General features: G+C 61.5%; 30 protein-coding genes. 12 read left to right on the plus strand and 18 right to left on the minus strand.

Annotation, left to right across the window (positions count from 1 at the left end; all coding sequences use genetic code 11):
* Window positions 1-9: 9 nt before the first annotated feature.
* Together HCN50_RS17850 and HCN50_RS17855 are read left to right on the plus strand one after the other, a co-directional pair.
* Complete coding sequence (locus HCN50_RS17850) at window positions 10-570, plus strand: non-canonical purine NTP pyrophosphatase (protein WP_171710977.1); 561 nt, start codon at window positions 10-12, stop codon at window positions 568-570.
* 245 nt (window positions 571-815) lie between these two features.
* The gene (locus HCN50_RS17855; RefSeq protein ID WP_210264981.1) at window positions 816-1,334 is read left to right on the plus strand and encodes an SIR2 family protein; all 519 of its coding nucleotides are present in this window, start codon (window positions 816-818) and stop codon (window positions 1,332-1,334) included.
* A gap of 273 nt (window positions 1,335-1,607) precedes the next feature.
* On the opposite strand, the gene HCN50_RS17860 is transcribed toward HCN50_RS17855, so the two are convergent.
* From HCN50_RS17860 to HCN50_RS17880, 5 genes are all read right to left on the minus strand, one after another.
* Window positions 1,608-2,285 carry a hypothetical protein gene (locus tag HCN50_RS17860; protein ID WP_171710978.1) on the minus strand — a complete coding sequence of 226 codons (678 nt, stop codon included), beginning with the start codon at window positions 2,283-2,285 and terminating at the stop codon, window positions 1,608-1,610.
* 169 nt (window positions 2,286-2,454) lie between these two features.
* Complete coding sequence (locus HCN50_RS17865) at window positions 2,455-2,916, minus strand: hypothetical protein (RefSeq protein ID WP_171710979.1); 462 nt, start codon at window positions 2,914-2,916, stop codon at window positions 2,455-2,457.
* Between the two features lie 341 nt (window positions 2,917-3,257).
* On the minus strand, window positions 3,258-4,178 hold the full coding sequence (locus HCN50_RS17870; protein ID WP_171710980.1) for a DMT family transporter: 921 nt from the start codon (window positions 4,176-4,178) through the stop codon (window positions 3,258-3,260).
* Window positions 4,179-4,340: 162 nt separating this feature from the next.
* Complete coding sequence (locus HCN50_RS17875; protein ID WP_171710981.1) at window positions 4,341-4,700, minus strand: hypothetical protein; 360 nt, start codon at window positions 4,698-4,700, stop codon at window positions 4,341-4,343.
* Window positions 4,701-4,825: 125 nt separating this feature from the next.
* Complete coding sequence (locus HCN50_RS17880) at window positions 4,826-5,086, minus strand: PepSY domain-containing protein (protein WP_171710982.1); 261 nt, start codon at window positions 5,084-5,086, stop codon at window positions 4,826-4,828.
* Between the two features lie 317 nt (window positions 5,087-5,403).
* Between HCN50_RS17880 and HCN50_RS17885 the strand changes: the two genes are divergently transcribed.
* Complete coding sequence (locus HCN50_RS17885) at window positions 5,404-7,473, plus strand: ATP-dependent helicase (protein WP_171710983.1); 2,070 nt, start codon at window positions 5,404-5,406, stop codon at window positions 7,471-7,473.
* A 148-nt stretch (window positions 7,474-7,621) separates the two neighbouring features.
* Here HCN50_RS17885 and HCN50_RS17890 read toward each other — a convergent pair whose 3' ends face one another.
* The 4 genes from HCN50_RS17890 to HCN50_RS17905 all read right to left on the minus strand — a co-directional run bounded on the left by HCN50_RS17890 (window position 7,622) and on the right by HCN50_RS17905 (window position 10,829).
* Complete coding sequence (locus tag HCN50_RS17890; protein ID WP_171710984.1) at window positions 7,622-8,335, minus strand: ROK family protein; 714 nt, start codon at window positions 8,333-8,335, stop codon at window positions 7,622-7,624.
* Between the two features lie 216 nt (window positions 8,336-8,551).
* Window positions 8,552-9,553, minus strand: a complete 1,002-nt coding sequence (locus HCN50_RS17895) for a Bug family tripartite tricarboxylate transporter substrate binding protein (RefSeq protein WP_171710985.1) — start codon at window positions 9,551-9,553, stop codon at window positions 8,552-8,554.
* A 400-nt stretch (window positions 9,554-9,953) separates the two neighbouring features.
* Window positions 9,954-10,214, minus strand: a complete 261-nt coding sequence (locus HCN50_RS17900; RefSeq protein WP_171710986.1) for a hypothetical protein — start codon at window positions 10,212-10,214, stop codon at window positions 9,954-9,956.
* 345 nt (window positions 10,215-10,559) lie between these two features.
* Window positions 10,560-10,829, minus strand: coding sequence for a DUF2312 domain-containing protein (locus HCN50_RS17905; RefSeq protein ID WP_171710987.1), 270 nt, complete (start codon window positions 10,827-10,829; stop codon window positions 10,560-10,562).
* A gap of 109 nt (window positions 10,830-10,938) precedes the next feature.
* Here HCN50_RS17905 and pdxY point away from each other — a divergent pair, with 109 nt between their 5' ends.
* Window positions 10,939-11,787: a pyridoxal kinase PdxY gene (gene pdxY, locus HCN50_RS17910; RefSeq protein ID WP_171710988.1), complete on the plus strand. Its 849-nt coding sequence runs from the start codon at window positions 10,939-10,941 to the stop codon at window positions 11,785-11,787.
* Between the two features lie 11 nt (window positions 11,788-11,798).
* On the opposite strand, the gene HCN50_RS17915 is transcribed toward pdxY, so the two are convergent.
* Window positions 11,799-12,140 carry a septal ring lytic transglycosylase RlpA family protein gene (locus HCN50_RS17915; protein ID WP_311968063.1) on the minus strand — a complete coding sequence of 114 codons (342 nt, stop codon included), beginning with the start codon at window positions 12,138-12,140 and terminating at the stop codon, window positions 11,799-11,801.
* A 13-nt stretch (window positions 12,141-12,153) separates the two neighbouring features.
* Here HCN50_RS17915 and HCN50_RS33095 point away from each other — a divergent pair, with 13 nt between their 5' ends.
* Complete coding sequence (locus HCN50_RS33095) at window positions 12,154-12,483, plus strand: hypothetical protein (protein WP_210265031.1); 330 nt, start codon at window positions 12,154-12,156, stop codon at window positions 12,481-12,483.
* 123 nt (window positions 12,484-12,606) lie between these two features.
* Here the strand turns inward: HCN50_RS33095 and HCN50_RS17920 are convergent, their stop codons facing one another.
* Window positions 12,607-14,013, minus strand: coding sequence for an adenylate/guanylate cyclase domain-containing protein (locus HCN50_RS17920; protein ID WP_171710990.1), 1,407 nt, complete (start codon window positions 14,011-14,013; stop codon window positions 12,607-12,609).
* A 210-nt stretch (window positions 14,014-14,223) separates the two neighbouring features.
* On the opposite strand from HCN50_RS17920, the gene HCN50_RS17925 reads away from it, so the two are divergent.
* The gene (locus tag HCN50_RS17925; protein ID WP_171710991.1) at window positions 14,224-15,132 is read left to right on the plus strand and encodes a ketopantoate reductase family protein; all 909 of its coding nucleotides are present in this window, start codon (window positions 14,224-14,226) and stop codon (window positions 15,130-15,132) included.
* 143 nt (window positions 15,133-15,275) lie between these two features.
* Here HCN50_RS17925 and HCN50_RS17930 read toward each other — a convergent pair whose 3' ends face one another.
* The gene (locus tag HCN50_RS17930) at window positions 15,276-15,479 is read right to left on the minus strand and encodes a hypothetical protein (RefSeq protein WP_171710992.1); all 204 of its coding nucleotides are present in this window, start codon (window positions 15,477-15,479) and stop codon (window positions 15,276-15,278) included.
* A gap of 180 nt (window positions 15,480-15,659) precedes the next feature.
* On the opposite strand from HCN50_RS17930, the gene HCN50_RS17935 reads away from it, so the two are divergent.
* Window positions 15,660-15,812 carry a hypothetical protein gene (locus HCN50_RS17935; RefSeq protein ID WP_171710993.1) on the plus strand — a complete coding sequence of 51 codons (153 nt, stop codon included), beginning with the start codon at window positions 15,660-15,662 and terminating at the stop codon, window positions 15,810-15,812.
* 11 nt (window positions 15,813-15,823) lie between these two features.
* Here HCN50_RS17935 and HCN50_RS17940 read toward each other — a convergent pair whose 3' ends face one another.
* The 4 genes from HCN50_RS17940 to HCN50_RS17955 all read right to left on the minus strand — a co-directional run bounded on the left by HCN50_RS17940 (window position 15,824) and on the right by HCN50_RS17955 (window position 17,849).
* Window positions 15,824-16,003, minus strand: coding sequence for a hypothetical protein (locus HCN50_RS17940; RefSeq protein WP_171710994.1), 180 nt, complete (start codon window positions 16,001-16,003; stop codon window positions 15,824-15,826).
* A gap of 115 nt (window positions 16,004-16,118) precedes the next feature.
* Complete coding sequence (locus HCN50_RS17945; RefSeq protein ID WP_376700295.1) at window positions 16,119-16,460, minus strand: cytochrome C; 342 nt, start codon at window positions 16,458-16,460, stop codon at window positions 16,119-16,121.
* A 149-nt stretch (window positions 16,461-16,609) separates the two neighbouring features.
* The gene (locus HCN50_RS17950; RefSeq protein ID WP_171710995.1) at window positions 16,610-17,200 is read right to left on the minus strand and encodes an NADPH-dependent FMN reductase; all 591 of its coding nucleotides are present in this window, start codon (window positions 17,198-17,200) and stop codon (window positions 16,610-16,612) included.
* 295 nt (window positions 17,201-17,495) lie between these two features.
* Complete coding sequence (locus HCN50_RS17955) at window positions 17,496-17,849, minus strand: hypothetical protein (RefSeq protein WP_171710996.1); 354 nt, start codon at window positions 17,847-17,849, stop codon at window positions 17,496-17,498.
* A 322-nt stretch (window positions 17,850-18,171) separates the two neighbouring features.
* Between HCN50_RS17955 and HCN50_RS17960 the strand changes: the two genes are divergently transcribed.
* Entirely contained in the window at window positions 18,172-18,405 is a 234-nt protein-coding gene (locus tag HCN50_RS17960) for a DUF6894 family protein (protein WP_171710997.1), read from the plus strand.
* Between the two features lie 393 nt (window positions 18,406-18,798).
* Complete coding sequence (locus HCN50_RS17965) at window positions 18,799-19,842, plus strand: hypothetical protein (RefSeq protein ID WP_171710998.1); 1,044 nt, start codon at window positions 18,799-18,801, stop codon at window positions 19,840-19,842.
* A 76-nt stretch (window positions 19,843-19,918) separates the two neighbouring features.
* Here HCN50_RS17965 and HCN50_RS17970 read toward each other — a convergent pair whose 3' ends face one another.
* Window positions 19,919-20,104 (minus strand): hypothetical protein, encoded by a 186-nt coding sequence (locus HCN50_RS17970; protein WP_171710999.1) that lies wholly within the window; start codon window positions 20,102-20,104, stop codon window positions 19,919-19,921.
* A gap of 249 nt (window positions 20,105-20,353) precedes the next feature.
* Here HCN50_RS17970 and HCN50_RS17975 point away from each other — a divergent pair, with 249 nt between their 5' ends.
* Together HCN50_RS17975 and HCN50_RS17980 are read left to right on the plus strand one after the other, a co-directional pair.
* Window positions 20,354-20,587 carry a DUF6894 family protein gene (locus HCN50_RS17975; RefSeq protein ID WP_171711000.1) on the plus strand — a complete coding sequence of 78 codons (234 nt, stop codon included), beginning with the start codon at window positions 20,354-20,356 and terminating at the stop codon, window positions 20,585-20,587.
* A gap of 9 nt (window positions 20,588-20,596) precedes the next feature.
* On the plus strand, window positions 20,597-20,755 hold the full coding sequence (locus HCN50_RS17980) for a hypothetical protein (protein WP_171711001.1): 159 nt from the start codon (window positions 20,597-20,599) through the stop codon (window positions 20,753-20,755).
* Window positions 20,756-20,870: 115 nt separating this feature from the next.
* On the opposite strand, the gene HCN50_RS17985 is transcribed toward HCN50_RS17980, so the two are convergent.
* Window positions 20,871-21,659: an SDR family NAD(P)-dependent oxidoreductase gene (locus tag HCN50_RS17985; protein ID WP_171711002.1), complete on the minus strand. Its 789-nt coding sequence runs from the start codon at window positions 21,657-21,659 to the stop codon at window positions 20,871-20,873.
* Window positions 21,660-21,889: 230 nt separating this feature from the next.
* On the opposite strand from HCN50_RS17985, the gene HCN50_RS17990 reads away from it, so the two are divergent.
* On the plus strand, window positions 21,890-22,324 hold the full coding sequence (locus HCN50_RS17990) for a hypothetical protein (RefSeq protein WP_171711003.1): 435 nt from the start codon (window positions 21,890-21,892) through the stop codon (window positions 22,322-22,324).
* Window positions 22,325-22,337 lie beyond the last annotated feature (13 nt).

The following is a 22,337-nucleotide window of genomic DNA, read 5'->3' on the forward strand; positions in this document are numbered from 1 at the left end:
GTATTTAGGATGGAACTTCGATTTCTCACTAAGAACCCACACAAGTTTGGTGAATTCAAAAAGCTAATCGAGCCGGCTGGTCACTTCGTTGTTGAAGCAGCCTACTCCATCGACGAAATTCAGACCGAAGATATGGAGGCCCTCGTTACGGACAAGTGCGTTAAGGCATTTGCACGCTTCAAGCGCCCCATATTTGTGGATCACACTGGTTTGCAGTTTGAATTTTTGGACGGATTTCCAGGGGGCCTCACCGAAATTTTTTGGAACAAGCTGAAGAATAAGCGTCTTTGCGAGATCATTGGAAGGTCATCGAATCCTAGAGCGATTGCAACGACACTCCTCGGTTATTGCGACGGACGGAAGATTCATATTTTTAAGGGGACCATAGAGGGGGTCGTCCCGACGGAGCCTCGCGGACCAGAGGAATTCCAGTGGGATGCTATATTTATTCCAGATGGGCATTCTCAAACCTTCGCCGAAATGGGCGAAGGAAAGAATGAAATCTCAATGCGCAAATTGGCGGTGGATCAATTTCTCACTCATCTCAGGGATAGCCATGGAAGAAATTGATACCAAGAACACGATTCTCTTCGTCGGAGCAGGCGTGTCGCAGAATTTAGGCCTACCCTCATGGTCAGCACTGATGGACGAGGTGGCAAATCAACTTGGGTACGAACCGTCCATCCTCAAACAATTTGGAGGTCCTCTTGCCCTTGCAGAATTCTACGAGATTCAACGGGGCAGTATCGGACCACTCCGAAGCTGGATGGATGTAGAATGGCACAGCAAGAGAAATCGACGTTAAAGATTCACAGGTGCACGAGGCGATCATTCGCGCGGGATTTAGAAAGATTTACACCACCAATTTTGATCGATGGCTTGAGAAGGCCTGTGAGCATTGGGAGCTGCCCTATCGGAAGATACTCACAGTGAAGGACCTCACGGCAAAACAGGGAGGCGAACTCGAAATAGTAAAATTTCACGGCGATTTTGAAGATGATAAGACGCTAGTTCTCACGGAAAGCAGCTATCTTGATCGCCTGGATTTTGAGTCTCCGCTGGATCAAATGCTTCGAGCCGATGTTTTGAGGCACCCAGTACTTTTCATCGGTTACAGCCTGTCAGACATAAATATGCGCTATCTCTTTCATAAGCTAGCCAAGATATGGAAGTCCGCCGGCGGCAGCAGCGAAAGACCTCCAAGTCACATCTTCATGGTGAACCCAAATCCCGTTGAAGAAGCTATCTTCAAACGATGGTCAATTACCCCAATTGTTGAGTCAACCGGTAATGCGATCATAGGTCTTCGGAATTTTCTCCAGAGCTTGAGATAAGGCCATCGCGTCCGCTCTCTTCTCCGCCCCTCAGGTAGCAAGCGTAGGGCGGATTAGATTAGCCGAAGGCGTAATCCGCCGTCCTTAACGACCGAATCGGCGGGCTGCGCTTCGCTAACCCGCCCTACTTGCTGTTGGCCAACACACGGCCGCGCCAGCATATCTTTCGTTCAGATTAGCGAGTAGCCCGGATGAGCGCAGCGACGTCGGGACATTTAACACTCACCCCGGATATCGCTGCGCGCATCCAGGCTACGCTCGCTGACAGCGCCTTCAGTAGAGCTTGCCCTTCCATAGCACAGAAATTGCGGAAAAAGCCGACGTATGGCGCTCTTTCGTTTCGGCGATCGTCTTTTCCGTCTCTTTTTGTCGAATGCCGTATTCACTGATGTTAAGGTAGACAACGAGCCAGCATGGGCTTGCGTATCTCCTTTTGGCTTTGTTGCCGATTGCCTCATCCAGATATTTCGGGATTGAATTCGCGCGCTCCACCCAATTCTCCACCGGGTCCATGCTGAGCGTGGAGCCTGTTACGTTTCGATATTCCTCGCCTAGCTTCCGGCCGCCGTGCGTACTCGTTACCTCAATGTTGTGAATTTGGCCGTGGAATTTTATGAATCCGTCAGGCCACTGATCCGAAGCTGCCGCGAGACGAACGCTCTCCGCATTTTGCAGGCGCGCAAATTTGGCTAGCACATATGCGTCGTGCAGATATTTTAGCTTAGGCTGATTGAAAAAGGCAGCCGACTTGCATCGTGAGCACAGAGCATTTGTTATGTCGCTGAAATTCTGCGGCGACTGCCATTCTATGACTAGTCGCTGACCCGCGTCTAATTCGCTATCGGAAAGCAGGCGGCCTATCGGCTCATCTTCTTCCTCCTCGATAGGGAAAGGATCGCCAGCTAGAACTTTGTCGATCCATTCATCATCAATGGGATCATCTTCAGACACAGGGAATCTTTCAATTGAAGCCGCTCTGGTGTTAAGTTATCTGAAATCTTGCACCCGTTCGAGACCAGCTACTCCAATTGAACCAGCAGCAAGCGCAGCGCGGGTTAGCCGAAGGCGAATCCGCCATTCAAAGTGACAAAGTCGGCGGGTTATGCTTCGCTAAGCCGCCCTACTCGCTGCGATACTCAAATTCACGCTTTATGCGCCACTCGTCGAGCCTCTTCCAAAAATCAGCTACACGCATACACAAGGCATCGAAGGCGTCGCCAAACGCGTCAATTTCCGACGGGATGTAGTGATAGGCCGGCTCCATATTCATTTCCCATTTCCTGCTGTGCCCGTGTGATGGACAAAGAGAATATGACGTGATCATAGGCTGGTCGTTATCGCTGTAATCCGGATGTCGGGATGCGGTTGAGCACCCATGGGCGATATCGTTTCTTCTGCCTGCCCAGCCTCGATAGCTCTTCAATATGTCTTTCAGCTCCGTCTCAAACTCTTCCATTCCAAGAGGATAGAAGAACGCCTCAGCAGCGTGCGAAATCATTTCAGCGCGGGCGTTCGTATTCGTTACGATACCGAACGCGCGGATCGCTGGAGCGATCGTCCAGACCCGTGGTGAGCGCCGCATACAGGCTGCCCATTTCCGCTTCCATTCCTTCCCACCTGCTTAGCGCACGGCCAACGGACAGGAATAGTTCATCCTCGTTCTTTACTCCGGGACGCAACGGAGCCGAATAAGGGACATCCCACGGGTTTGACATCGAAGTAACCTGACTTCCTCTACATCTGCTGCAAATGGACCTTAATGTCCGCCCAAGAAATCGCGCGCTTAGGCTTTTCTCGCAGGTCATCCTAAGTATTGGCGCCCTTCCCTAGCAAGAATGAAACGGCGATTACGGTGACGGTGCACTTAATCTGCCGAAGGCGAAGTGCTGTTTAGTGCACCGTCAACTTAATCAGCCATGCTCCTTACCGCAGCCTTTGCGCCAGATAGAAGCCGAACAGCACCGTGACCAGTCCCGCCGTCTGCAGCGCGGTCGGAGGCTCGCCGAGCAGGAGCCAGCCGGCGAGGATCGTCAGCGCCGGCACGGTCGCGGGAAACACCGCGGCGCGGGCGACGCCGATGGTCTGGACCGAGAATGCGAACAGATAGAGCGCAGCGGGGCCGGCCAGGATGCCCTGTGCCAGCGCCTGCAGCGCGTTTTCAGCCCAGCCCAGCGCCGCCACACGGGCAAATCCACTGATAACAGCATAGAGCGGCAGCAGCGCCAGCGACAGCACGCTGATGACGGTAGCGGCCGAGAACGCGGAGACGCGCCAATGGCGCAGCAGCGTGCCGAACACCGCGAACATCAATCCGGTCATCACGAACAGCAAGTCGCCCAGCACGCCATCGGCGCCGATATGGCCGATCGACTCGGCGCCGATCACCGCAAGCCCGCCGACGATGACGAGCGCCCCCGCTACGCGCGAGGGCGGCACCCGCTCGCGCAGGAACACCGCGGCCAGCAGCAGGCCGCCGAGCGTCGCGCTGGACGGCTGGATGACGCTGCCATGGCCGAGCGGTACGAACAGGAAGCCGGTATAGCTGATCAGCGACATCACAGGCCCGCCCAGCACCATCAGCACCAATCCGCGGCCCCACCCGATGCCGCCGAGATCAGCGATGCCGGCGCGAAGCACGAGCGGCAGGAACACCAGCCCGGACCACACGAAGCGGTGCATCAGCAAGTCCGGCGGCGTGAAGCCGATCCTGAGCCCGTGCCGGGTCGCGACAAAGCCGAGCGCCCAGAACAGCGCCGCGCCGGCGCCGCACGCGACCCCAAGCAGGGCCGGTTTCGTGTCACTTTTTTGGGCTGGAGCATCGCCGCCGCGCGTCGGCTGGTTCATGGCCGACGCTTAACTTGGTGCAGACCACTGTTCAACCCACGCCCCTGCAGGGCTGACGGGCGCGCTGCCGCAAGCCGCGCCTGTTTCCTGATGCCGCCGGATTTCGCGGAGCCTGTCGCTTCGCTAACCCGCCCTGCTTGCTATTGCGACTTACGGACCCGATCAGCCGCAATTCCAGACCGGCCCGATCGGTGTCCGCGTCCAGCACGGGCCGAAGCTGCCGCCGTTGTAGCGGCCGCCGTAAAAACCGGGCCGGCCGAAATAGTGCAGATTGCCACCCCACCCGTAATATTGGGGAACCGGGTCGATGTACCAGGGACGCCGGTTCTGGCGCGCCAGGCGCCGCAGCGCGTCCTTCTGCTTGTACAGTGGAAGGCTGTTGTTGAGCGGCTGCTGGTAGCCCGGCAGGAAGCCGTAGCCATGCCAGCGCGGAGCCGGCCGCTTGTGCACCGGCGCCGCCAGAGCGGCGACGGACAACAGCGATAGGGCGAGAGCAATCGATAGACACACAAGGCGGGACATGTGCCTATCTTAGACAGTCGATTGCCATGTGTCAGCAGGCTTTCCTTTGCGAAGGAAAGCCTGCTGAATCATGTTAGCTTTGCAAAATCACATCGGTTCAGGTGACGGAGCAAGGGTCTCGCACTTCACCATCCGCGATTCATGTGGCGCACTTCGCCGGTTCGTGCGTCGACATAGACCTCCATCCATCGGCCGCTGCGGTCGCGGCCCTCGATCTCCCACTGATCGCCCTGGAACTGGGTGTGAGACACCGTCATGATGCCGAGATCGGTCGCGACGTCGAGCGCGACCCGCATCGAGATCTGACCACCGGAATCGTAGGCCATGGCAGGTGTCGCTGCGCCAAGCGCCAAGGCGGTGACGATTGGAAGAATGACATTTCGCATGAAGCACTCCTGTCGAACGCGTTGAGCTGTTGCGCCACTTAGAACGAGCGGCAGGGCAACGTGTTCCGACATTGGAGATCGCAGAACAGCATGAAACTTCGGCAGTTGGGGCGATTTCGTGGCGGTTCCCACGCGATCACTCCGCAGCCTCGTTCTCCGTCCGACTCCATTTTGTTCGCAAGGAACGAATCGGAATCGTGCAATCAGGGCGAGCCAATCCTTAACAACCTGTTTGCGAGACAGGGAGATAAGCGCGGACATTCGCCGTTGCGACCGTCAGCGAATCGGTCGACCTTCAGGTCGACATGGGGTGATTCGTGCTGGCCGAAACTACCGATCAATATCTGGAAAGCCTTAATCCGGAGCAGCGCAGGGCCGTCGAGCACGGCATCGCCGCGGATGGGACCATTGGGTCGCCGCTTCTTGTCATTGCTGGCGCCGGATCCGGCAAGACCAACACGCTCGCGCACCGGGTGGCCCATCTCATCATCAAGGGCGCCGATCCGCGCCGCATGCTGCTGATGACGTTTTCACGCCGTGCCGCCGCCGAGATAACGCAGCGGGTCGAACGCATCGCGCGTCGCGTGCTCGGCGACAAGGCCGGCATCATGACGGATGCGCTGACCTGGGCCGGAACCTTCCATGGCATCGGGGCGCGGCTGCTGCGCGAATATGCCGAGCGTATCGGCTTCGACCCCGCCTTCACCATCCATGATCGCGAGGATTCGGCCGATCTGCTCAATCTGGTGCGCCACGAGCTCGGATTTTCAAAGACGGAGTCTCGCTTTCCCGCCAAGGGCACCTGCCTTGCGATCTATTCCCGCTGCGTGAATGCGCAGATGCCGATCGAGACGGTGCTGGCACAGCATTATCCCTGGTGTTCGGGATGGGCCGGCGAACTCAAGCAATTGTTCGCTGCTTACGTCGAGGCCAAGCAGAAGCAGAACGTGCTCGACTATGACGACCTCTTGCTGTGGTGGGCGCAGATGGTATCAGAGCCTGCCATCGCGCAGGAGATCGGCGGCCGGTTCGATCATGTCATGGTCGACGAGTATCAGGACACCAACCGGCTGCAGGCGACGATATTGCTGGCGCTCAAGCCGGACGGGCGCGGCCTCACCGTGGTGGGCGACGACGCCCAATCGATCTATTCGTTTCGCGCAGCCACCGTCCGGAACATTCTGGATTTCCCTGACCACTTCAGCCCCAGGGCAGAGATCGTTACGCTCGACCGCAACTATCGCTCGACCCAGCCGGTTCTGGCAGCCGCCAATGCCGTGATTGGATTGGCAAAAGAACGGTTCACCAAAAATCTCTGGACCGAGCGCCATTCGGCGCAACTGCCGCGTCTCGTCACGGTTCGCGACGAGGCCGACCAGGCGCGCTACATCGTCGAGCAGGTGCTGTCGAACCGCGAACAGGGATCGCGGCTCAAGGAGCAGGCTGTTCTGTTCCGGACGTCCTCGCATAGCGGCCCGCTGGAGGTCGAGCTGACACGGCGCAATATTCCCTTCGTCAAGTTCGGCGGCCTGAAGTTTCTGGACGCCGCCCATGTCAAGGACGTGCTGGCGCTGCTCAAGTTCGTCGAGAACCCGCGCGACCGGGTCGCCGGATTCCGCGTGCTGCATCTGCTGCCCGGCATCGGCCCTGCGTCGGCGCAGCGCATTCTCGATCAAACCACCGTCATGGCCGATCCGATCTCCGCGCTCGCAGCGCTGCCGACGCCGCCGCGCGCCGGCCCGGATTGGACCGCCTTTGTCGAAACGCTGACTAACCTCCGCTATTCGGAATGGCCGGTTGACATCGAACGCATCAGGCTCTGGTACACCCCGCATCTGGAGCGCATCCACGAGGATGCCGAGGTGCGGCTGGCTGATCTCTTGCAGCTCGAGCAGATCGCTTCTAGCTATCCTTCCCGCGAGCGCTTCCTGACCGAGCTCACGCTCGATCCGCCTGACGCGACCAGCGATCGCGCAGGGCCACCACTGCGAGACGAAGACTATCTGATCCTGTCCACGATCCACTCGGCGAAGGGGCAGGAATGGAAATCGGTCTACGCCTTGAACGTGGTCGACGGCTGCATGCCGTCTGATCTCGGCGCCGGCACGACAGCCGAACTCGAGGAGGAGCGACGCCTGCTCTACGTCGCGATGACCCGCGCCAAGGACGATCTGCATCTGATCGTGCCGCAGCGCTTCTTCGTGCACGGCCAGCAGGCCCGCGGCGACCGGCATGTCTATGCGTCCCGGACGCGCTTCATACCGGATCATCTGGTCAAGCTGTTCGACCGGCAGATATGGCCGGCGGCAACCCCGGCCGCTCGCCCGACACCACATCAAACCGTGCAGATCGACATTCGCGAGCGCATGCGCGGCATGTGGCGTTAGTCGTCGTCTACTCCGCTGCGGATGGCTCATCCGCCCTACTTTGCATGGGGTTGTTTTCGCGATTTTGTGTCTGGGCCCTGCGGGGTACTGGGGAAGAGTATCTGCACCGGGTCCGGGAGGCGACATCGTCAGCAAGCTCCATCATTCGCTAGCGCCGCACACCGGCCGCTTTGACCGCCCCCTTCTTCCACAGCCGAAATCCACCCTCGAACGCGTTGGTGTTGGCGCCGCGGCGGACCTTGCGCGGCAGCTTGTCGACCTTGTCGGCGTTGCCGCCGCCCAGTACGACGTAATCCGGCTCCAGCGCAGCGAGCAGACGCCTGATGACGTCGTCGACCTCGCGTTGCCATTTCTTCCTGCCAACGCGCTTGAGCGCCGCGGCGCCGACATATTGCTCGAAGGTCTTGCCGTGGCGGTACGGCAGGTGAGCCAGCTCCATCGGCTCCAGAATGCCGTCCACGATCATCGCGGAGCCGAGACCCGTCCCTAGCCCCAAGAACAGCATCCGGCCGCCCTGGTAGCTGCCGATCGCCTGCATCAGCGCATCGTTGACGACCTTGGTCGGGCGGCCGAACGCCTTTTCAAAATTGAAACCGGCCCACCCCTGACCGAGATTGTGAGGCTCCGACAACGGCCGGTTGTTGGCCACAGGTCCCGGATACCCGATCGCGACCACGTCATAGGACCAGTCTTTGGTCAGCGCCTTGACCTTCCTTACCATCACTCGCGCAGATAGCTCGGGACCGGACGCAAACGCGCGCCTTACCCGCTCCCTGTTGGTCATGGCTTTCACACGCGAACCGCCGATGTCGATCACGAGGACCGTCTGTCGCGATGCCCGCTTGCCCGCTTTCTTCGCCATGACTTCGCGCCCTGCTCGGCCGGATGATCATAACTCCAACCGGTACTCACCTGAAGCAGGGAGATAAGCAGCACCGCAGCTTTGTTCTGTATCCGACTCCACTTTGTTCGCACGGAACGAATCGCATCAGCGCAAATCGGCGCGAGCCAATTCTTAACAAGGGGTTTGCTTCGTGATTGCGCGCGGATGCCGCGGAAGCAAGCGGGCCATACACCTCTATCCTCCACCCTCTGGCTTGATCCCGGCCGCCTTCATGATCGGCAATAGCCGCCCCTCCTCGCGATCCCGATATGCCGCGATCTCCTGCGGCGTGGTCGGCCAGGTGGTGGCGCCGAGATCGGCGAAACGCTGTTGCAGCCAGGGGTCGTTCAGGGCTTTCGCGGTGAGTGCGTTGATTTGCGCGACGAGGTCGGGCGGCATGTTCGCCGGGCCGATCAGCGCGGCCCATGAGGTGACCTCGTAGCCGGGCAACAGTTCGGCGATCGCGGGCACGTCGGGAAGCTCTTTAAGCCGTTGCTTGGCGGTGACCGCGACCGGGCGGATCGCGCCGGAGCGCACGCTCGGCAGCGAGCCCGGCAGATTGTCGAACAGCAGATCGACATTGCCGCCGAGCAGGTCGTTCAGCGCCGGCGCTGCGCCGCGATAGGGCACATGCCGGAGCTGCACGCCGGCCATGCTGTTCAACATCTCGCCGGAGAGATGCAGCGTAGTGCCGAAGCCGGCGGAGGCGTAGGTATATTTGCCCGGCTCTTTCTTGAATGCGGCGAGCAATTCCTTGAGGTCGGCGGAGAACAGCCCCTTCCTTGCGGTCAGGATGTTCGGCAATTGCCACATGCCCGAGATGAAGGTGAAATCCTCGCGTGGGTGATATGGCAGTTTGGCATAGCTGCCGATCGCGAGCACGTTGGAGGCGATGCCGCCGAGCCCGACCGTGTAGCCGTCCGGCGGCGCCTTTGCGATCGCGTCAGCGCCCAAGACGCCGCCGGCGCCGGCCTTGTTCTCGACCACGAAAGATTGCCCGGAGAGTTCGCTCATCTTCTGGCAGAGCAGGCGCGAGAGCGTGTCGGTGGCGCCGCCGGCCGGAAAGCCGTTGACATATTTTACCGAACGCGTTGGCCAGGTTTCTCCGGCGCGGCTTAGGCCTGGCACAAGCCACGGCGCAGCGACGAGAGAGCTGGTGAGCGCAAGCGCACGACGGCGGTCGATCGACAGCGGCATCGGTGTCCTCCCCTTGCCAAGGCCGTGCGCCGTGTCCGCTGTTCTTTTCTCCTTCGCTCCGGTCCTCGATCGGCGTAACGCGGCGATCTCTGACGAGAGGTGGGGCGCGTTCGGTTGACGTCAGCTTATGAGCTGCGCGCGAAGCTGCAAAGCCCGGAAATCGCGGCAAAGCCCGCGCGCTCCTCGCCTGGACGACGTAGCCGATCGCAGGGCGGGACAGCTTTGTTCGCCGTCCGACTCCATTTTGTTCGCTAAGAACGAATCGTATCAGCGCAAATCAGCGCGCGCGAATTCTTAACGACGCGTTTGCTCTCCTCGATGCTCACGAAAAAGCCCGCGAGGACATCGCGGGCTTTTGCAACTTGGCACAAGGCGCTCAGCGCCAGTCAAACGGCTGCACTCAGCGAATGGCGCTACCGGTGCGGCCTTGTGCGGTCGTGATCTTGTTCCGCGGCGTCAGGACGCTGTGCTGAACCGGTGTGACGGACGTGGCGGCTGGCGAAGCTTCCTGGACGTTTTCGGCGCCCAGCACCTGAACCTGCACGGCCGAGACCGGCAAGCCCGCCTTTTCATAGGCCGGCAGTTCGGCTGCGACAGCGCTTGTGGCAGCCGTCATCGCGAGCACAGCGGCGGCGGTGATGGACAGGGAAATCTTGTTCACTTCAATTCTCCATGGGTAGCTTGAAATACGGACCTAATAGTCATTTTGCTGCGCTGCAATAGCGCATTGTTGCAATGCACACATGCGATGACAGAATGCAGAACCGGCCGTTGGTCGCAGGAAGTGCCGTCAAGGTTCGCTGGATTCGCCGCTTTGCGGCCGGCGGAATCATGGCAGCGCGGTCCGGCGATCTATTCGCCGTGCAGCAAGCGGCCCACTCTCTCCCTAACCCTCTCCCGCAAGGGGATAGGCGGGGGCTAGATTGAGCAGAAAGACGTGAATGGCCGGGTCAAAGCCCGGCCATGACGAAAAGCGAAGGTCGTATTCAGCAACGTGCCGCTAGCCTCACGCCGCCTTCGCTTCCTTCTCCGGCGGCGCGGTTTCCATGGCACGCATGTAGAGATCGAGCAGGCTTTCGCGCTCGTCGCGCTCGTCCTGGTCCTGCTTCCTCAGCTTGATGATCTCCTTGAGGATCTTGACGTCAAATCCTTCGCCCTTGGCCTCCGAAAACACTTCCTTCTTCTGCTCGTTCAACTCCTGCAATTCGGTGTCGAGGTTCTCGATGCGCTCAACGAAAGAACGAATCCGCCCGCCGGGAATGGTGATGTCAGACATGGTGCCTCTTTGTTGAATGAGATCCAGAAAATGCCCGCAAAGAAATAACCAATGTGTTAACTTGCGGCGATTCCCGCCGCGCAATTCGCCGTGTCAAGATTTAACCCATATGGACGTGATTTCTATCCAGTCGCAGGTCGCTTTCGGCCATGTCGGCAACAGCGCCGCGGTGTTTCCGATGCAGTTGCACGGGATCGACGTCGTCGCGGTGCCGACCACGCTGCTGAGCAACCGGCCGGGCTATCCGAGCATCCGCGGCCGCGTGCTCGAGGCCGAGTTCGTTGCCGACCTGTTGCGCGGAATCGAGGAGCGCGGCGCAGTCGACAGCGCGCAGATGATCTTGTCGGGCTATCTCGGCTCGGCCGATAACGCAGCCGTGGTCGCGGACTTTGTCGCGCGCGCCAAGGCGAAAAATCCCACGCTGCGCTATTGCTGCGATCCTGTGCTCGGGGATCGCGACCGTGGCCTGTTCGTCCGCGACGACGTCCCGCCGCTGGTGCGCGACCTTCTATGCCCGCTCGCCGATATCATCACGCCCAACCATTTCGAGTTCGAATGGCTGTGCGGGACGAAGGCCGCTTCGATCGATCAGGTGCTGAAGGCGGCGCGCGCGTTTCTGGCGCGCGGGACCATCGTCGTCACCAGCGCCGAACTTTCCGATACGCCGGAGGGCACGATCGAGACGCTCGCTGTCGAGCGCGCACAAGCCTTTCGCGTGCGCACGCCGAAACTTCCGATCAGCCCGAACGGCACCGGCGATCTGTTCGCCGCGCTGCTGGTCGCCGCGCGCCTCGGCGGCGCCGAAACGCCGGCAGCGCTCAGCCACGCAGCCTCCGCCATCTTCGCCGTGCTGGAACGCACAGCGGCGAGCGGGACCGCGGAAATGCGCATTGTCGAAAGCGCCGATCAGCTCGCGCATCCGTCGCGCAAATTCGAATGCATCGCGATCAGCGCGTAAGATGGGTTCGGCTACTGCACGACGTCGAGTTTGACCTTGGCGACACCCTTCCCCACCATTCCCAGCGCGTCGGCGGCGGAATAGGAGACGTCGACGATACGCCCCTGAACATAGGGACCGCGGTCATTGACCCGCACCGTCACCGAGCGGCCGCTGGCGAGGTTTGTCACGCGCAACTTGGTGCCGAAGGGCAAGGTCGGATGGGCAGCGGTCATTTCGAGCGTGTTGAACTTTTCGCCACTCGCGGTCTTCTCTCCCTCGGTGTAGAAGCTGGCAACCCCATGCGAGGCGGTCTTGATGCCGCCTGCATCCCTGCGCGACGTGGCCGGGGTGTGCTGTCTCACAGCAGCCACGCGCCGCTTCATCATGGACGACGTGATTCGATCCGGGTCGAGCGATGCCTGCCTGCTGGCGCGAAGTTCGGGTTTCTGGCTGACGACCGAGGACTGCGCGCAAGCCGCAAGCGACGCCGCTCCCAGCATGACAGCAAACAGCCGTATCAATTTCCCTGCGCGCGCCGCCGTGATCGATCGCGCTTCGCGGCCTACCCTGACGTCGATGCACGAAGCACCGGTGCAGCCAATGGAAGACATGTTGCAATCCCCCGCTCGCGCCCCAGCCCAAGCCGAAAACCAACACGCGGCCATCGCGGAACCGAATCCGGGCGGAAGCGTGGCCGAACGCAATCCGGCATGACCTCCCCGGCGTAATTCGGCTCGACTGTGGTGATTGGGTCACAGGAATTAGCCCGGATGAGTCCACCGCTCGTCGCGGGTGCGCGCCGCACGACAAGCGCAACCGGACCAACAGCCAGCCAGGTCAGGAAATCTCGTAGACCGACACCTTGTCGGCGATGCCGCTCAACGCCACGCGTCTTGGCGTTGGCTTCAGCCCACTGGTCTTGAGGAGCGCCCGGGTAAGCGCGTTTTCAAGCACTGATTCCGTCACTACGATCGCGCGTGAGGCGGCAAGACCCTGGACCCGCGACGCGATATTGACCGTCTGGCCAAAATAATCCTGCTGGCCGTTGAGTGTGACCGCCAGGCATGATCCCTCGTGGATGCCCATTTTCAGATGCAGACTCTGGTGCTGACGCTCGGCGCCGAGATCGCTCATCGCCTCGCGCATCCGTATCGCAGCGGCGATGGCGCGATCAGGCGTCTCGAAGGTCGCCATGACCGCATCGCCAATGGTCTTCACAATCGCCCCCCTTTCGGACGCGATAATCTCCTGCAGCAGCCTGAAATGCTCGTTGACGAGATCGAAGGCCGTGAGGTCACCGACGCGCTCATAGAGCCCGGTGGAGTCCTTGAGATCGCTGAACAAGAAGGTCAGGCTCAGGATCTTGAGGCGCTGGCCGATGGCGAGCGTATCGGTGCGGTAGATATCACGGAAGGTCTGGTTGGTGAGGAGACGCTTTGCCGTGAGAACGGATTTGCGCCGTTTCAGCAGGTCATCTAGCGCCGGGTTCGCGATCCATACCGCCGGCAATACGCGGCTGTCGGTGCGGTTGTCCAAGGCCAGACGCAGCGGCCCGGGGCGCAAGGCAACTGTGTCGACGGGCACCTGGACCTTGTTGAAGATCACCGACAGGTTCTGGCGCTCGTGAATCTCTTTGCCGCTGACGTCGAGGAACTGGGCCGCATGCGTCACGGGATCGAACACGATCAGCGTGCCCTGCGGCACCTGCAGGGACAGGATGGCCCTTTCGCCGGCCGGCAGGTCGACAATTTCGAGCGTGACGTCGTCCAACAGCTTCTCCAGATCGGCCGGAAGATCGATCGCCGAACTCCAGAAGATCTGGCGATAATATTCGGCGGCGGGCAGTTCGTCGGGACTATGAGCCGCGATCTTTCGCACGCGCGGGCTCACCGTGAAGGTCACCTCGACCAGATTATCGAGCGTCGTCTCGTAGCCCGCGGCGCAGAAGGCGCAATGATACTGCGCGCTATTCAGCGTCTTCAGGCTTTTGTTGGCGGAAAGAACGCCGGCGCAGCTCGGGCACATCACGTTCCATGTCATCTCGAACATGCCGAGCCCCACCGCATTCAGGAAGGCTGCGATGACCCGATCTTCGTCGATGCCCTGGGTGCGTGCGAGATCGAGCGCGTTGATCTTGTTCAAGGCATGGTCCGGGGCGTCCCGCACCATACGCTCGAGCATGCCGACAACGGCTTCGTCCGACGACTGACGCAGGCCCGCAAACAAGGTCTCGGTTTCGCTCATGCGACGATGCTACCTGAAATAAAGCCGCCAGAACACCCCGCTAAGCGCCCCGCCCTGGCAAGTAGCCTGGACGAGCCAACGGGTCCACGGTGGTCAATTGGGACTAGCAAAGAAGCAAATAGGGACGTATCCGGATTAGCCGAAGGCGTCACCCGCCCTTGATGTTTCGCCAACCACCCTGCTCGCTGCACCAGCCGAACGGAGAAAAGCATGCAAGTCGCGGTCATCGGTGCCGGCGCGGTCGGATGCTACTATGGAGGACTGCTGCTCAGGGCCGGCCATGACGTGACCTTCATCGGTCGCCAGCCGCATGTCGACGCCATCAACGCCCATGGCCTGCTACTGGACACCAAGAGTTTCAAGGATCACCTGCCCGCCCGCGCCGCCACCGACACATCCGTGCTGGCCGCGCCCGATCTGGTGCTGGTCTGCGTGAAGTCGGCCGACACCGAAACGGCCGGCCGCTCGCTCGCCGGGCATTTGCGGCCGGACACAGCCGTGCTCAGCCTGCAGAACGGCGTCGACAATGCACAGCGTCTTTCTGCCGTCATTGGTCACGCCGTTATTCCGGTCGTCGTCTATGTCGGCAGCGAGATGGCCGGCCCCGGACATGTCAGGCATCACGGCGGCGGTGATCTCAGCATCGGCCGCTCGGCAGCGAGCAACGCGCTGGCCGAGATGTTTCAAGCCGCCGGCATCGGCATCACGATCGCTGACGATATCGACAAGACGCTGTGGAGCAAGCTGATCATCAACTGCGCCTTCAATGCGCTGTCTGCCGTGGCAAACATCTCCTACGGACCGATGCTCGAAGTCGAAGGCACGCGGGATGTCGTCACCCGCGCGGTGCAGGAGGCCATATCCGTTGCCCGCGCCTGCGGCGTGGCGATACCGGACGATCTCCTCGCGCATATCCTGAACATCCCCGCCATCATGCCGAACCAGATGTCGTCCACCGCGCAGGACCTTGCGCGCGGCAAGCCCAGCGAGATCGATTTTCTCAACGGCCATGTGGTCCGCAAGGGCGCCGAGCTCGGCATTGCCACGCCGACCAATCAGGCGCTGCAGGTGATGGTGAAGCTCGCCCAGCGCGGCAAGCAAGGACGCAGGGTCGATTAGCGTTGGCATAATCCGCCATTTCTTCGTGGTCCGGGATCGGCGGTATCCGGTTTCCACGAAACGTTAGCGGCGGCCCGCAGGATGTTGATGCGAGTCAATCGTGGACGCGCGAATCAGTGGCGACGGATGGGCAGATGCCGCCTTCACCCCCCGAGCACGTTTCCCCAGCCGTCGAACAGATATTGCCGCCATGCCACCGTTCCGTCATCACGCGCGCGGCTTAAGCGGCGGAAGTCGTCGGCCTCCTCGCCGGTCCAGGTCACGATCTGATCGGTTGTGCGGTCGTGCAGGATCGCGGGCTCGGATGGGTTGAATCCCTTCATGGGATGCAGGCTTGCTGGTTCCATCATGTCTTCCCAACGCGCTCACGGTCGGGAAGGTTGCGTAGCTGGCAGCGCGCGCAACCTCGTCACCTCTGCGGCGTTATAAGGCAATATCGACGAAAGGCACGCACTATGCGGAACAAGGCATCAAACTCGCAAAGCACGAAATCGCGCGCAAACGCCCAGATGCAGGCGGCGAATTCAATGCTTAATCCCGGCGATGAAGCACCTCGCGGCACGCCCGGCACCGGCGACGACATCTGCCCCGAATGTCACGGCAAGGGCCGCATCGGCGGCGCTCCCTGCCCCAAGTGCGGCGGCAGCGGAACGATCACCCGCGCCATCGGCGGGGCGTGATCTAGCGCGCTTTAAGCGGTTCGCTTCTCGATAATCTTGCGGAAATCCGTCGCCAGGCTTGCATAGTAGCCGGCGAGCCCCTCATAGAAGGCCTGCTGTGCCTTGTCCGTGGCCTCGCGCGCCTTCGCTTCGCACTTGCCGGCCCGGCTCTCGTATTTCTCCACCTTGGTCTGAAGTTCAGCTACGACCATGGTCATTACTCCCCGCCACCATTACACGACTTCAATGCTATGCTGGCAGAAGTCGAAAAGATGACAGGCTTGGGGAGATTTCGCAGCGCTGCCGTGAGCAAGGCGTGGCATATGGCTATCGCGCCGGTACCGGCGCGGGAGGCCGGAACGATGACCGCGAGGTAGCTGCCGGCTTGGCCGCGACGCGCTTTCCGCTGTCAATGGATTCCAGATAGGAGGTCAGCGCCCAAGCCGAGCTCGAACCGCTGGCATAGTGCTTCTGCAGGAACAGGTATAGCGTCAGATGGAAGCGGCCCTTGGCGAGCCCGCGCGCGCTGCGGTGGCAGGACGCACAGCTTTCCGCAAACAGCTTTGGCGCCGGTTTGCCCTGATCGAGATTCTGCGCGATCGCCGCACCACTCAGCGCGACCAAGGCGGCAAGAGCAAATAGACCGCAAGCCATCCTCATTGGCGACATCAGTTTTTTCCGGTGCATGGCGCGAATGAGCGAGCGGCTCAAGAGGCGAAGGATGGGAGACGATAGGCAATCTGCTGTCCGGCCGTGGCGAAAAATAGGTGCGTTTTTGCCAACATTGCGCTCCATTCGGGGCAGCGCATGTGCCGCGCTCAATAAGGCGGCTTCTTGCGCTCCCGCTGTGCCCGTGCCGCTTCCATCCACCACGCGAGATCATCGGCAAAGCGCGGAAACGAGCGCGCAAGGGCGTTGCCGCCCTCGCCTGTCGGCTTGCCGTCTTCAGAGAGCGTCTGCGCGATCGGCCCGACGCTGATCGAGCTCGAAATCACCACCATGCCCATTTCCGAAAGCGTGCCGTGCCATGCCATCGCGGCGCGCGCGCCTGAGAAGCGGCCGGCCGAATAGCTCGCGATCGCGGCCGGCCGCCAGAACCATTCTTCGAGGAAATGATCGGTGAGGTTTTTCAGCCCGGGCTGCATGCCCCAATTATATTCGCCGGTGACGAACACAAAGCCGTCGGCGGCACGGATCTGGCCTGCGAGTTTCTCGAGCGCGGCCGGCGCGTCGCCTTTCGGATATTCCTTGTACATCCGGTCCAGCATCGGCATGCCGATCGCCTTGGCGTCGATCAATTCAACATCGTCGCCGCGCGCGGCAAACCGCTCGACGACGAATTGCGCCAGCCGAATGCCCATGCGGTCGGAGCGGTAGGAGCCGTAAAAAACGAGAATGCGGTTGCTCATGATGCCGCAAACCTAGCACGGCGATTATCGCGACCGAAAGCCGCCTCCGGATAGCCGGTCCGCGGCAGATTGAACCTGCCGGACGCACGCCGGCAGTTAAGGCCAAGCTTCACGGATGGCAGGCAGGCGCCGGAGCGCATTCACGTTTTCGGCTCGTCAGGAAGCGCGCCACAGCGTTGAATGCGATCATCTTGCTGGCGCTGCCGTCGTCCTATTCCGCGGCAATGCGCTCAAACACCAACCGGCCAACAAAAAGCGGCCTTGCGGCCGCTTTGTTGAAATCGCGCGTCCGGCTCTACCAATAACCGGGCCCGTCATAATAGGCGTAGGAATCAACGTATGGTGCGCCGGCGATCGCAGCCGCGGTTCCGATCGCACCGGCGGCTACGCCAGCCGCAAGCCCAACCGGCCCGGGACCGTAGTAAGCTGGGCCGGGGCGGTAATAGACGCGAGGTCCGTAGTCGCCATAATAGTAGCTGTAGTCAAAACGGCTCGGCGTGCGCACGCCATATCCGCCCCGCAGGTAGTTGGAGTTTGGATAGTTGAACCCGATCATGCCGGGCTCCTGGGTCGCTTCCTGCGCCATCGCGGGTGTCGCAAGCCCCGTCGCAAGGATCGCGGCCGCGCCCAGCAGCTTCAGTTTCATCATTGTCATTCTCCCTTCGGATATGAACAGCGAACGGGCGAAGCGAGATGCTTGTTCCGGCACCCAATTCACAGCGCCGTGAATTTCAGCGGCGGCTTGCCGCGCCGAAAAGAGAAAAGGCCGGCGGGCATTACGCCGCCGACCTTCTCTTGCAACTGCCGGCTCGGGAGGTCCGGTTCCGCTGCGATTCCATGAAGCTCAGTCTGATACGGACATAATTAATAAAATCCTAACGATGTGACTGTGAGGCGCGTCACAGAGGGCCAGAACCTTGTCCGGGTAATCTGCAACTAACAATGCAGATCCTGCAACAGGAGGGCCCGACATGACCCAGGTCTATTTCCACTGTTCGAGCTCCCGGGAAATCCGGATCGACCGATCCGGCGAAGCAGTGAGCGACCTCGCCGAGGCGCGCGACCGCGCCGCCTGTATCGTCCGGTCGATGATCATGGGCCGCGACGGCGAAGACTGGCGCGACTGGGTCGTGCATGTGAACGACGATTTCGACGACGAACTGTTCGTTCTGCCCTTCGCCTTCGTCCTCGGCAAACCGCACTGAAAGACTGCCATGCTGCCGGCGCGCCCACCGTTCATGCCGTTGCTCCGCCGCCTCGATGCGCTTATGGCGCGGTGCCGCCGCCTGATCGAGCGCGCCCGCGATCCCTATCGTCCGGAGCGCCACTATATGCGCGGCCCCGGCCCCCGGTGGCACGCCCGGCACCGGGCTGACGTCGCGGGCGCACCCCTCTAGGGACTTCTGCACCGCCGGTCCGACCTGTAGCCCCGGGTTCCAGCGATCCCGGCCCTTTGTTCGGCCCCAACCTCTCCACGAGATCGCCTTGCTTTGGTCAAACCTCGCTGGCCGTGTGGGACTTGGGCAGAGGGTTTCCACGCAGAAAAGCATGCTCGCCGCCCCGATGCGGGTGACATTGGACTGAGTAAGGGACCGCCAATGCAATCCACGCCAATGCTAAAAGAGGCTGATCCGCACGACATTTTTGCGATCGAAACGGTGCTGGCCGCGCACGCCCACAAGGCGCCGCCGGTGGCGCACGATCCAGCCACCTCTCCGGCAGCGCCGGAGGTCCAAATCGCGCAGCCGCAGGCCCAAGTCGCGGCGCATTCGCAAGTTCAAGCCGCAGCGCAGCCGCAAGTTCAAATCGGGGCAGCGCCGCCGGTGGTTCAAGTTACGCCCCCGATTTCCGTCGGCGGGCCGATTCCGCAAGCCGAACCCACCTTTGGCGCACCCAACGCGCGCGAGATCAAGGTCGATCGCGAGATCAAGGTGGATGGCCTCAAAGCTCTTGACGAACGGCCGGTGAGCAAATGGGCAAAGCGCATTTTCATGGCGCTGCTCGGCCTTGCCGGCGCCATTGCTGCCGCCGGCTGGCAGCACTATGGCGATCAGGCCAAGGCGATGGCTGTCGATTGGGCACCGCCCTTCCTGCTGGCGGCATTGCCGTCGGCACCCAAGCCCGCCGAACAGCCAAGCACGACGGCCACGGATGCCGTCGCAACGGATCAAGTCGCTCAACCGGCAAATGCAACGGCGGCAGCCCCTACTCAGCCCGAACCCGCCGTTACTGCCGCGGCGCCGGCTCCGTCTGCGGAATCGGCCCAGTTGCAGTCGATGGCGCAGGATCTCGCCGCCATGGGGCAACAGGTCGAGGAACTGAAAACCACCATCGCGCAACTCAAGGCGAGCCAAGCGCAAATGGCGCGCGAATTGGCCAAAGCCTCCGAGGCCAAAGCTTCCGAGGCCAGAGCTGCGGCGGTAGCGCCTCCGCCGGTGGTCCGGCCGGCCGCTCCTCCAGTACGCAAGCCGAAGCCGGCCTATTCCTATACGCCTTCCTACTCACCCGCTCCGATGGCGGCTGCCCACGCCGCACCGCTCCCGCCGGCGCAGGCCGCGGCACCTCCGCCGCCTGCACCACCCCGGCAAACGATCGCCGATGATGGCGAGCCGGTGGTGCGCCCACCGATGCCGCTGCGGTAGGATTTTTGCAGCCTGGATGAGCAGCAGGGGTCGCGCAAATGCGCCCCGACGGCTCGTGCCGGCTACATAGGGATGATCAGCTCTGGTGCGGGCCCCGCATCAGCTTCATGGCGTCTTCGATATGACGCCACTCCTTGGCTTCCTCGACATCGCCGCTGCTTTCGCAGGCCTGCGCATTGTGTGCGGCTTGCGCGATCGCGGTTAGGCCGTGCTTCTCCATCATCTGGCGCGCAATTGTGTGGATCTGCATTTCCGACATCATTGTCGCTCTCCCGGAGTTCCACCTGTCCATGCCGCAACGTTCCGGCGTTACGGCGTCTGTCGTGAGAACGGCCCAACCGAAAAGCTCGTTCCTTCCGCCGCAACCGATAATTTTAAGATAAGTCCAACGACCGCAGTTCCGCCTGAAGTCGCTTAATACCCGTAGTATCCCGTCCGCAATCTCCCCGAATGTTAAGCCGGTCTTCCGCTTGGTATTTTCCAGGGTGAATCGAATCGCCGGGGGTCGGATATGGCACAGGTCTACTTCCACTGCTCCAACTCAGAGGGCGAAGGCTTCGACCAGCGCGGCGCCGCCATCGAAAACTTGGCCGAGCTGCGCGCCCACGCCGCTCGCGTCGTGCAGTCGCTGATCATGCTGCAGGACCCGGAAGACTGGCGTGACTGGACGCTGCACGTCCACGACGATCTCAACATCGAAATTTTCGCCCTGCCGTTTTCGTCCGTGCTCGGCAAGCCGCATTGAGGTGTCGCCATGCTGGCCATGCAATTGCTTCTCCGGCGCCTGGCAGAGATCGTGACGCGGTGGCAGGCTCTGTTTGATCTTGCCCGCAACCCCTACCGTCCCGAGCTGCACTACATGCGCGGTCCCGGCCCGAAATGGCACGCCAAGCACCAGGAACATAGCGCGTAGCCAGTAGCCCGTTGGCTCCACCCCGGGCTACGTACCGATAATCTTGTAGGTGGCAAAGCCACCGATGACAGGCTCCGCCACGGCGCGAGAGCACCTTTGCCAGCCTACAGTTCTCTCACACATCCCCCAACTCCGGCGGCTCGAACCAGTTCGTCAGCGACAGCCCGCCGTCGATCACAATGGCGGCTCCCGTGACGTAGGCCGATATCCGGTTCGACAGCACCGCCAGCGCCAGCGGTGCGAGGTCTTTGGCCTCACCGAGCCGGCCGAGCGGAATATGCTTTGCCAGCGCAGGATCGGCGACAAAGCCGCCGGCTGCGATCGCGCCGGGCACCAGCGCGTTGACGCGGATGCCAAAGCGGCCAAACGTCTTGGCCAGCTCCTTCACGAGCATCGAAAGCCCCGCCTTCGCCGTCGAGTAATGCGGCAGGTTGCGCGGCGTGCCGGCATGCAGCGAGGTCAAGAGCAGGAACGAGCCCGGCTGTTTGTCGGCGATCAGCTTTTGCGCCAACTGGCGCGACAGATGGAATCCGGCTTCCAGATTCACCGCATGCATCCGCGCCCAAATCTCCGTGGTGACGCCGAGCATGTGATCGGTCTCGCGCCGCGGCGGTGATGCGCTATGCACGAAATGCGTCACGGACCCGACAGCGGCGGCAGCCTCCGTCAGCAGCGCCTCGCGCGCCGCGGGCTCGGCGAGATCGCCGATCCAGGGTACTGCCAGTTCCGGCCGAGCCGAGGCCTTGATCGCCGCCGTCACCGTCTCCCGGTTGACGTCGGCAAACATCGTGCGCACACCCTCGCCGACCAGGGCTTGCGCGATCGCGCGGCCGATCCCGTTGCCCGCACCGGTGACAAGCGCCGCCTCGCGCGCCGGATCGAATGGATTGTCAAGCAGGCCCATCAGTTCACGTCTCCTCTCGAAGCGTAGCGCACCAAGCCGGATCGTACCCACTTCTGCAGACTGTGGGGCGGATCAACATCGACCATATGAGCATGATAGCGCGGCCCACGCGCCTCGTCGCTGGTCGTACGTTGCGCTGTATCAATTCGGCGCTCCATCTGCACCGCTAGGTTGCTTCCACCTCACGTGAAACCGTCCTAATCTCTTCTGCAACCGGCGGGCTCATAAGCATGCAAACCCGCGTTCGAAAAGTCGCCCACGTCCTGGAACGCATTGGGCTTGCCATGGCAGGCGCGGCGAGCGGGTTGTTTGTGGCCGCACTGGTCGGAACGAGCCATGCAGCACTCACCAACCAAGCCTTCCTGCTTCTGATGATGATCGGCGGCGCCCTCGGCTTTTACCTCGGCATCGATACGCCGCCCCTCCCCACCACGGCATCGAACAGCCGGCCCACTGACGGGACCTGGATCGGCAAGATCGATACGCCGGAACTGCTGAGCGCGGTCGGCACTTTCCTCGCGGCGCTATCGGCATTCACGTGCGTAGGCGTCATCGTGCTGCGCCACGATCCGCATCTGGCATGGATATCGCTGATCATGGCCGGATGGGTGATCGGCGTCGCGATGCAGATCGTCGCCGGCACGATCGCCCGCCTGCGCCGCTGACCAGGCCGCCTTA

The organism is Bradyrhizobium archetypum (genome assembly GCF_013114835.1).
Classification (GTDB): Bacteria; Pseudomonadota; Alphaproteobacteria; order Rhizobiales; family Xanthobacteraceae; genus Bradyrhizobium; species Bradyrhizobium archetypum.

Bases quoted from the DNA above. Each gene is read 5' to 3' on its own strand.
- HCN50_RS17850 (WP_171710977.1), top strand. From the start codon at position 10: ATGGAACTTCGATTTCTCACTAAGAACCCACACAAGTTTGGTGAATTC.
- HCN50_RS17865 (WP_171710979.1), bottom strand. From the start codon at position 2,916: ATGCGGCGCTCACCACGGGTCTGGACGATCGCTCCAGCGATCCGCGCG.
- HCN50_RS17870 (WP_171710980.1), bottom strand. From the start codon at position 4,178: ATGAACCAGCCGACGCGCGGCGGCGATGCTCCAGCCCAAAAAAGTGAC.
- HCN50_RS17875 (WP_171710981.1), bottom strand. From the start codon at position 4,700: ATGTCCCGCCTTGTGTGTCTATCGATTGCTCTCGCCCTATCGCTGTTG.
- HCN50_RS17880 (WP_171710982.1), bottom strand. From the start codon at position 5,086: ATGCGAAATGTCATTCTTCCAATCGTCACCGCCTTGGCGCTTGGCGCA.
- HCN50_RS17890 (WP_171710984.1), bottom strand. From the start codon at position 8,335: ATGGCGAAGAAAGCGGGCAAGCGGGCATCGCGACAGACGGTCCTCGTG.
- HCN50_RS17895 (WP_171710985.1), bottom strand. From the start codon at position 9,553: ATGCCGCTGTCGATCGACCGCCGTCGTGCGCTTGCGCTCACCAGCTCT.
- HCN50_RS17905 (WP_171710987.1), bottom strand. From the start codon at position 10,829: ATGTCTGACATCACCATTCCCGGCGGGCGGATTCGTTCTTTCGTTGAG.
- pdxY (WP_171710988.1), top strand. From the start codon at position 10,939: ATGGACGTGATTTCTATCCAGTCGCAGGTCGCTTTCGGCCATGTCGGC.
- HCN50_RS33095 (WP_210265031.1), top strand. From the start codon at position 12,154: ATGGACGACGTGATTCGATCCGGGTCGAGCGATGCCTGCCTGCTGGCG.
- HCN50_RS17920 (WP_171710990.1), bottom strand. From the start codon at position 14,013: ATGAGCGAAACCGAGACCTTGTTTGCGGGCCTGCGTCAGTCGTCGGAC.
- HCN50_RS17925 (WP_171710991.1), top strand. From the start codon at position 14,224: ATGCAAGTCGCGGTCATCGGTGCCGGCGCGGTCGGATGCTACTATGGA.
- HCN50_RS17930 (WP_171710992.1), bottom strand. From the start codon at position 15,479: ATGGAACCAGCAAGCCTGCATCCCATGAAGGGATTCAACCCATCCGAG.
- HCN50_RS17935 (WP_171710993.1), top strand. From the start codon at position 15,660: ATGCTTAATCCCGGCGATGAAGCACCTCGCGGCACGCCCGGCACCGGC.
- HCN50_RS17940 (WP_171710994.1), bottom strand. From the start codon at position 16,003: ATGGTCGTAGCTGAACTTCAGACCAAGGTGGAGAAATACGAGAGCCGG.
- HCN50_RS17945 (WP_376700295.1), bottom strand. From the start codon at position 16,460: ATGTCGCCAATGAGGATGGCTTGCGGTCTATTTGCTCTTGCCGCCTTG.
- HCN50_RS17950 (WP_171710995.1), bottom strand. From the start codon at position 17,200: ATGAGCAACCGCATTCTCGTTTTTTACGGCTCCTACCGCTCCGACCGC.
- HCN50_RS17955 (WP_171710996.1), bottom strand. From the start codon at position 17,849: ATGATGAAACTGAAGCTGCTGGGCGCGGCCGCGATCCTTGCGACGGGG.
- HCN50_RS17960 (WP_171710997.1), top strand. From the start codon at position 18,172: ATGACCCAGGTCTATTTCCACTGTTCGAGCTCCCGGGAAATCCGGATC.
- HCN50_RS17965 (WP_171710998.1), top strand. From the start codon at position 18,799: ATGCAATCCACGCCAATGCTAAAAGAGGCTGATCCGCACGACATTTTT.
- HCN50_RS17970 (WP_171710999.1), bottom strand. From the start codon at position 20,104: ATGATGTCGGAAATGCAGATCCACACAATTGCGCGCCAGATGATGGAG.
- HCN50_RS17975 (WP_171711000.1), top strand. From the start codon at position 20,354: ATGGCACAGGTCTACTTCCACTGCTCCAACTCAGAGGGCGAAGGCTTC.
- HCN50_RS17980 (WP_171711001.1), top strand. From the start codon at position 20,597: ATGCTGGCCATGCAATTGCTTCTCCGGCGCCTGGCAGAGATCGTGACG.
- HCN50_RS17985 (WP_171711002.1), bottom strand. From the start codon at position 21,659: ATGGGCCTGCTTGACAATCCATTCGATCCGGCGCGCGAGGCGGCGCTT.
- HCN50_RS17990 (WP_171711003.1), top strand. From the start codon at position 21,890: ATGCAAACCCGCGTTCGAAAAGTCGCCCACGTCCTGGAACGCATTGGG.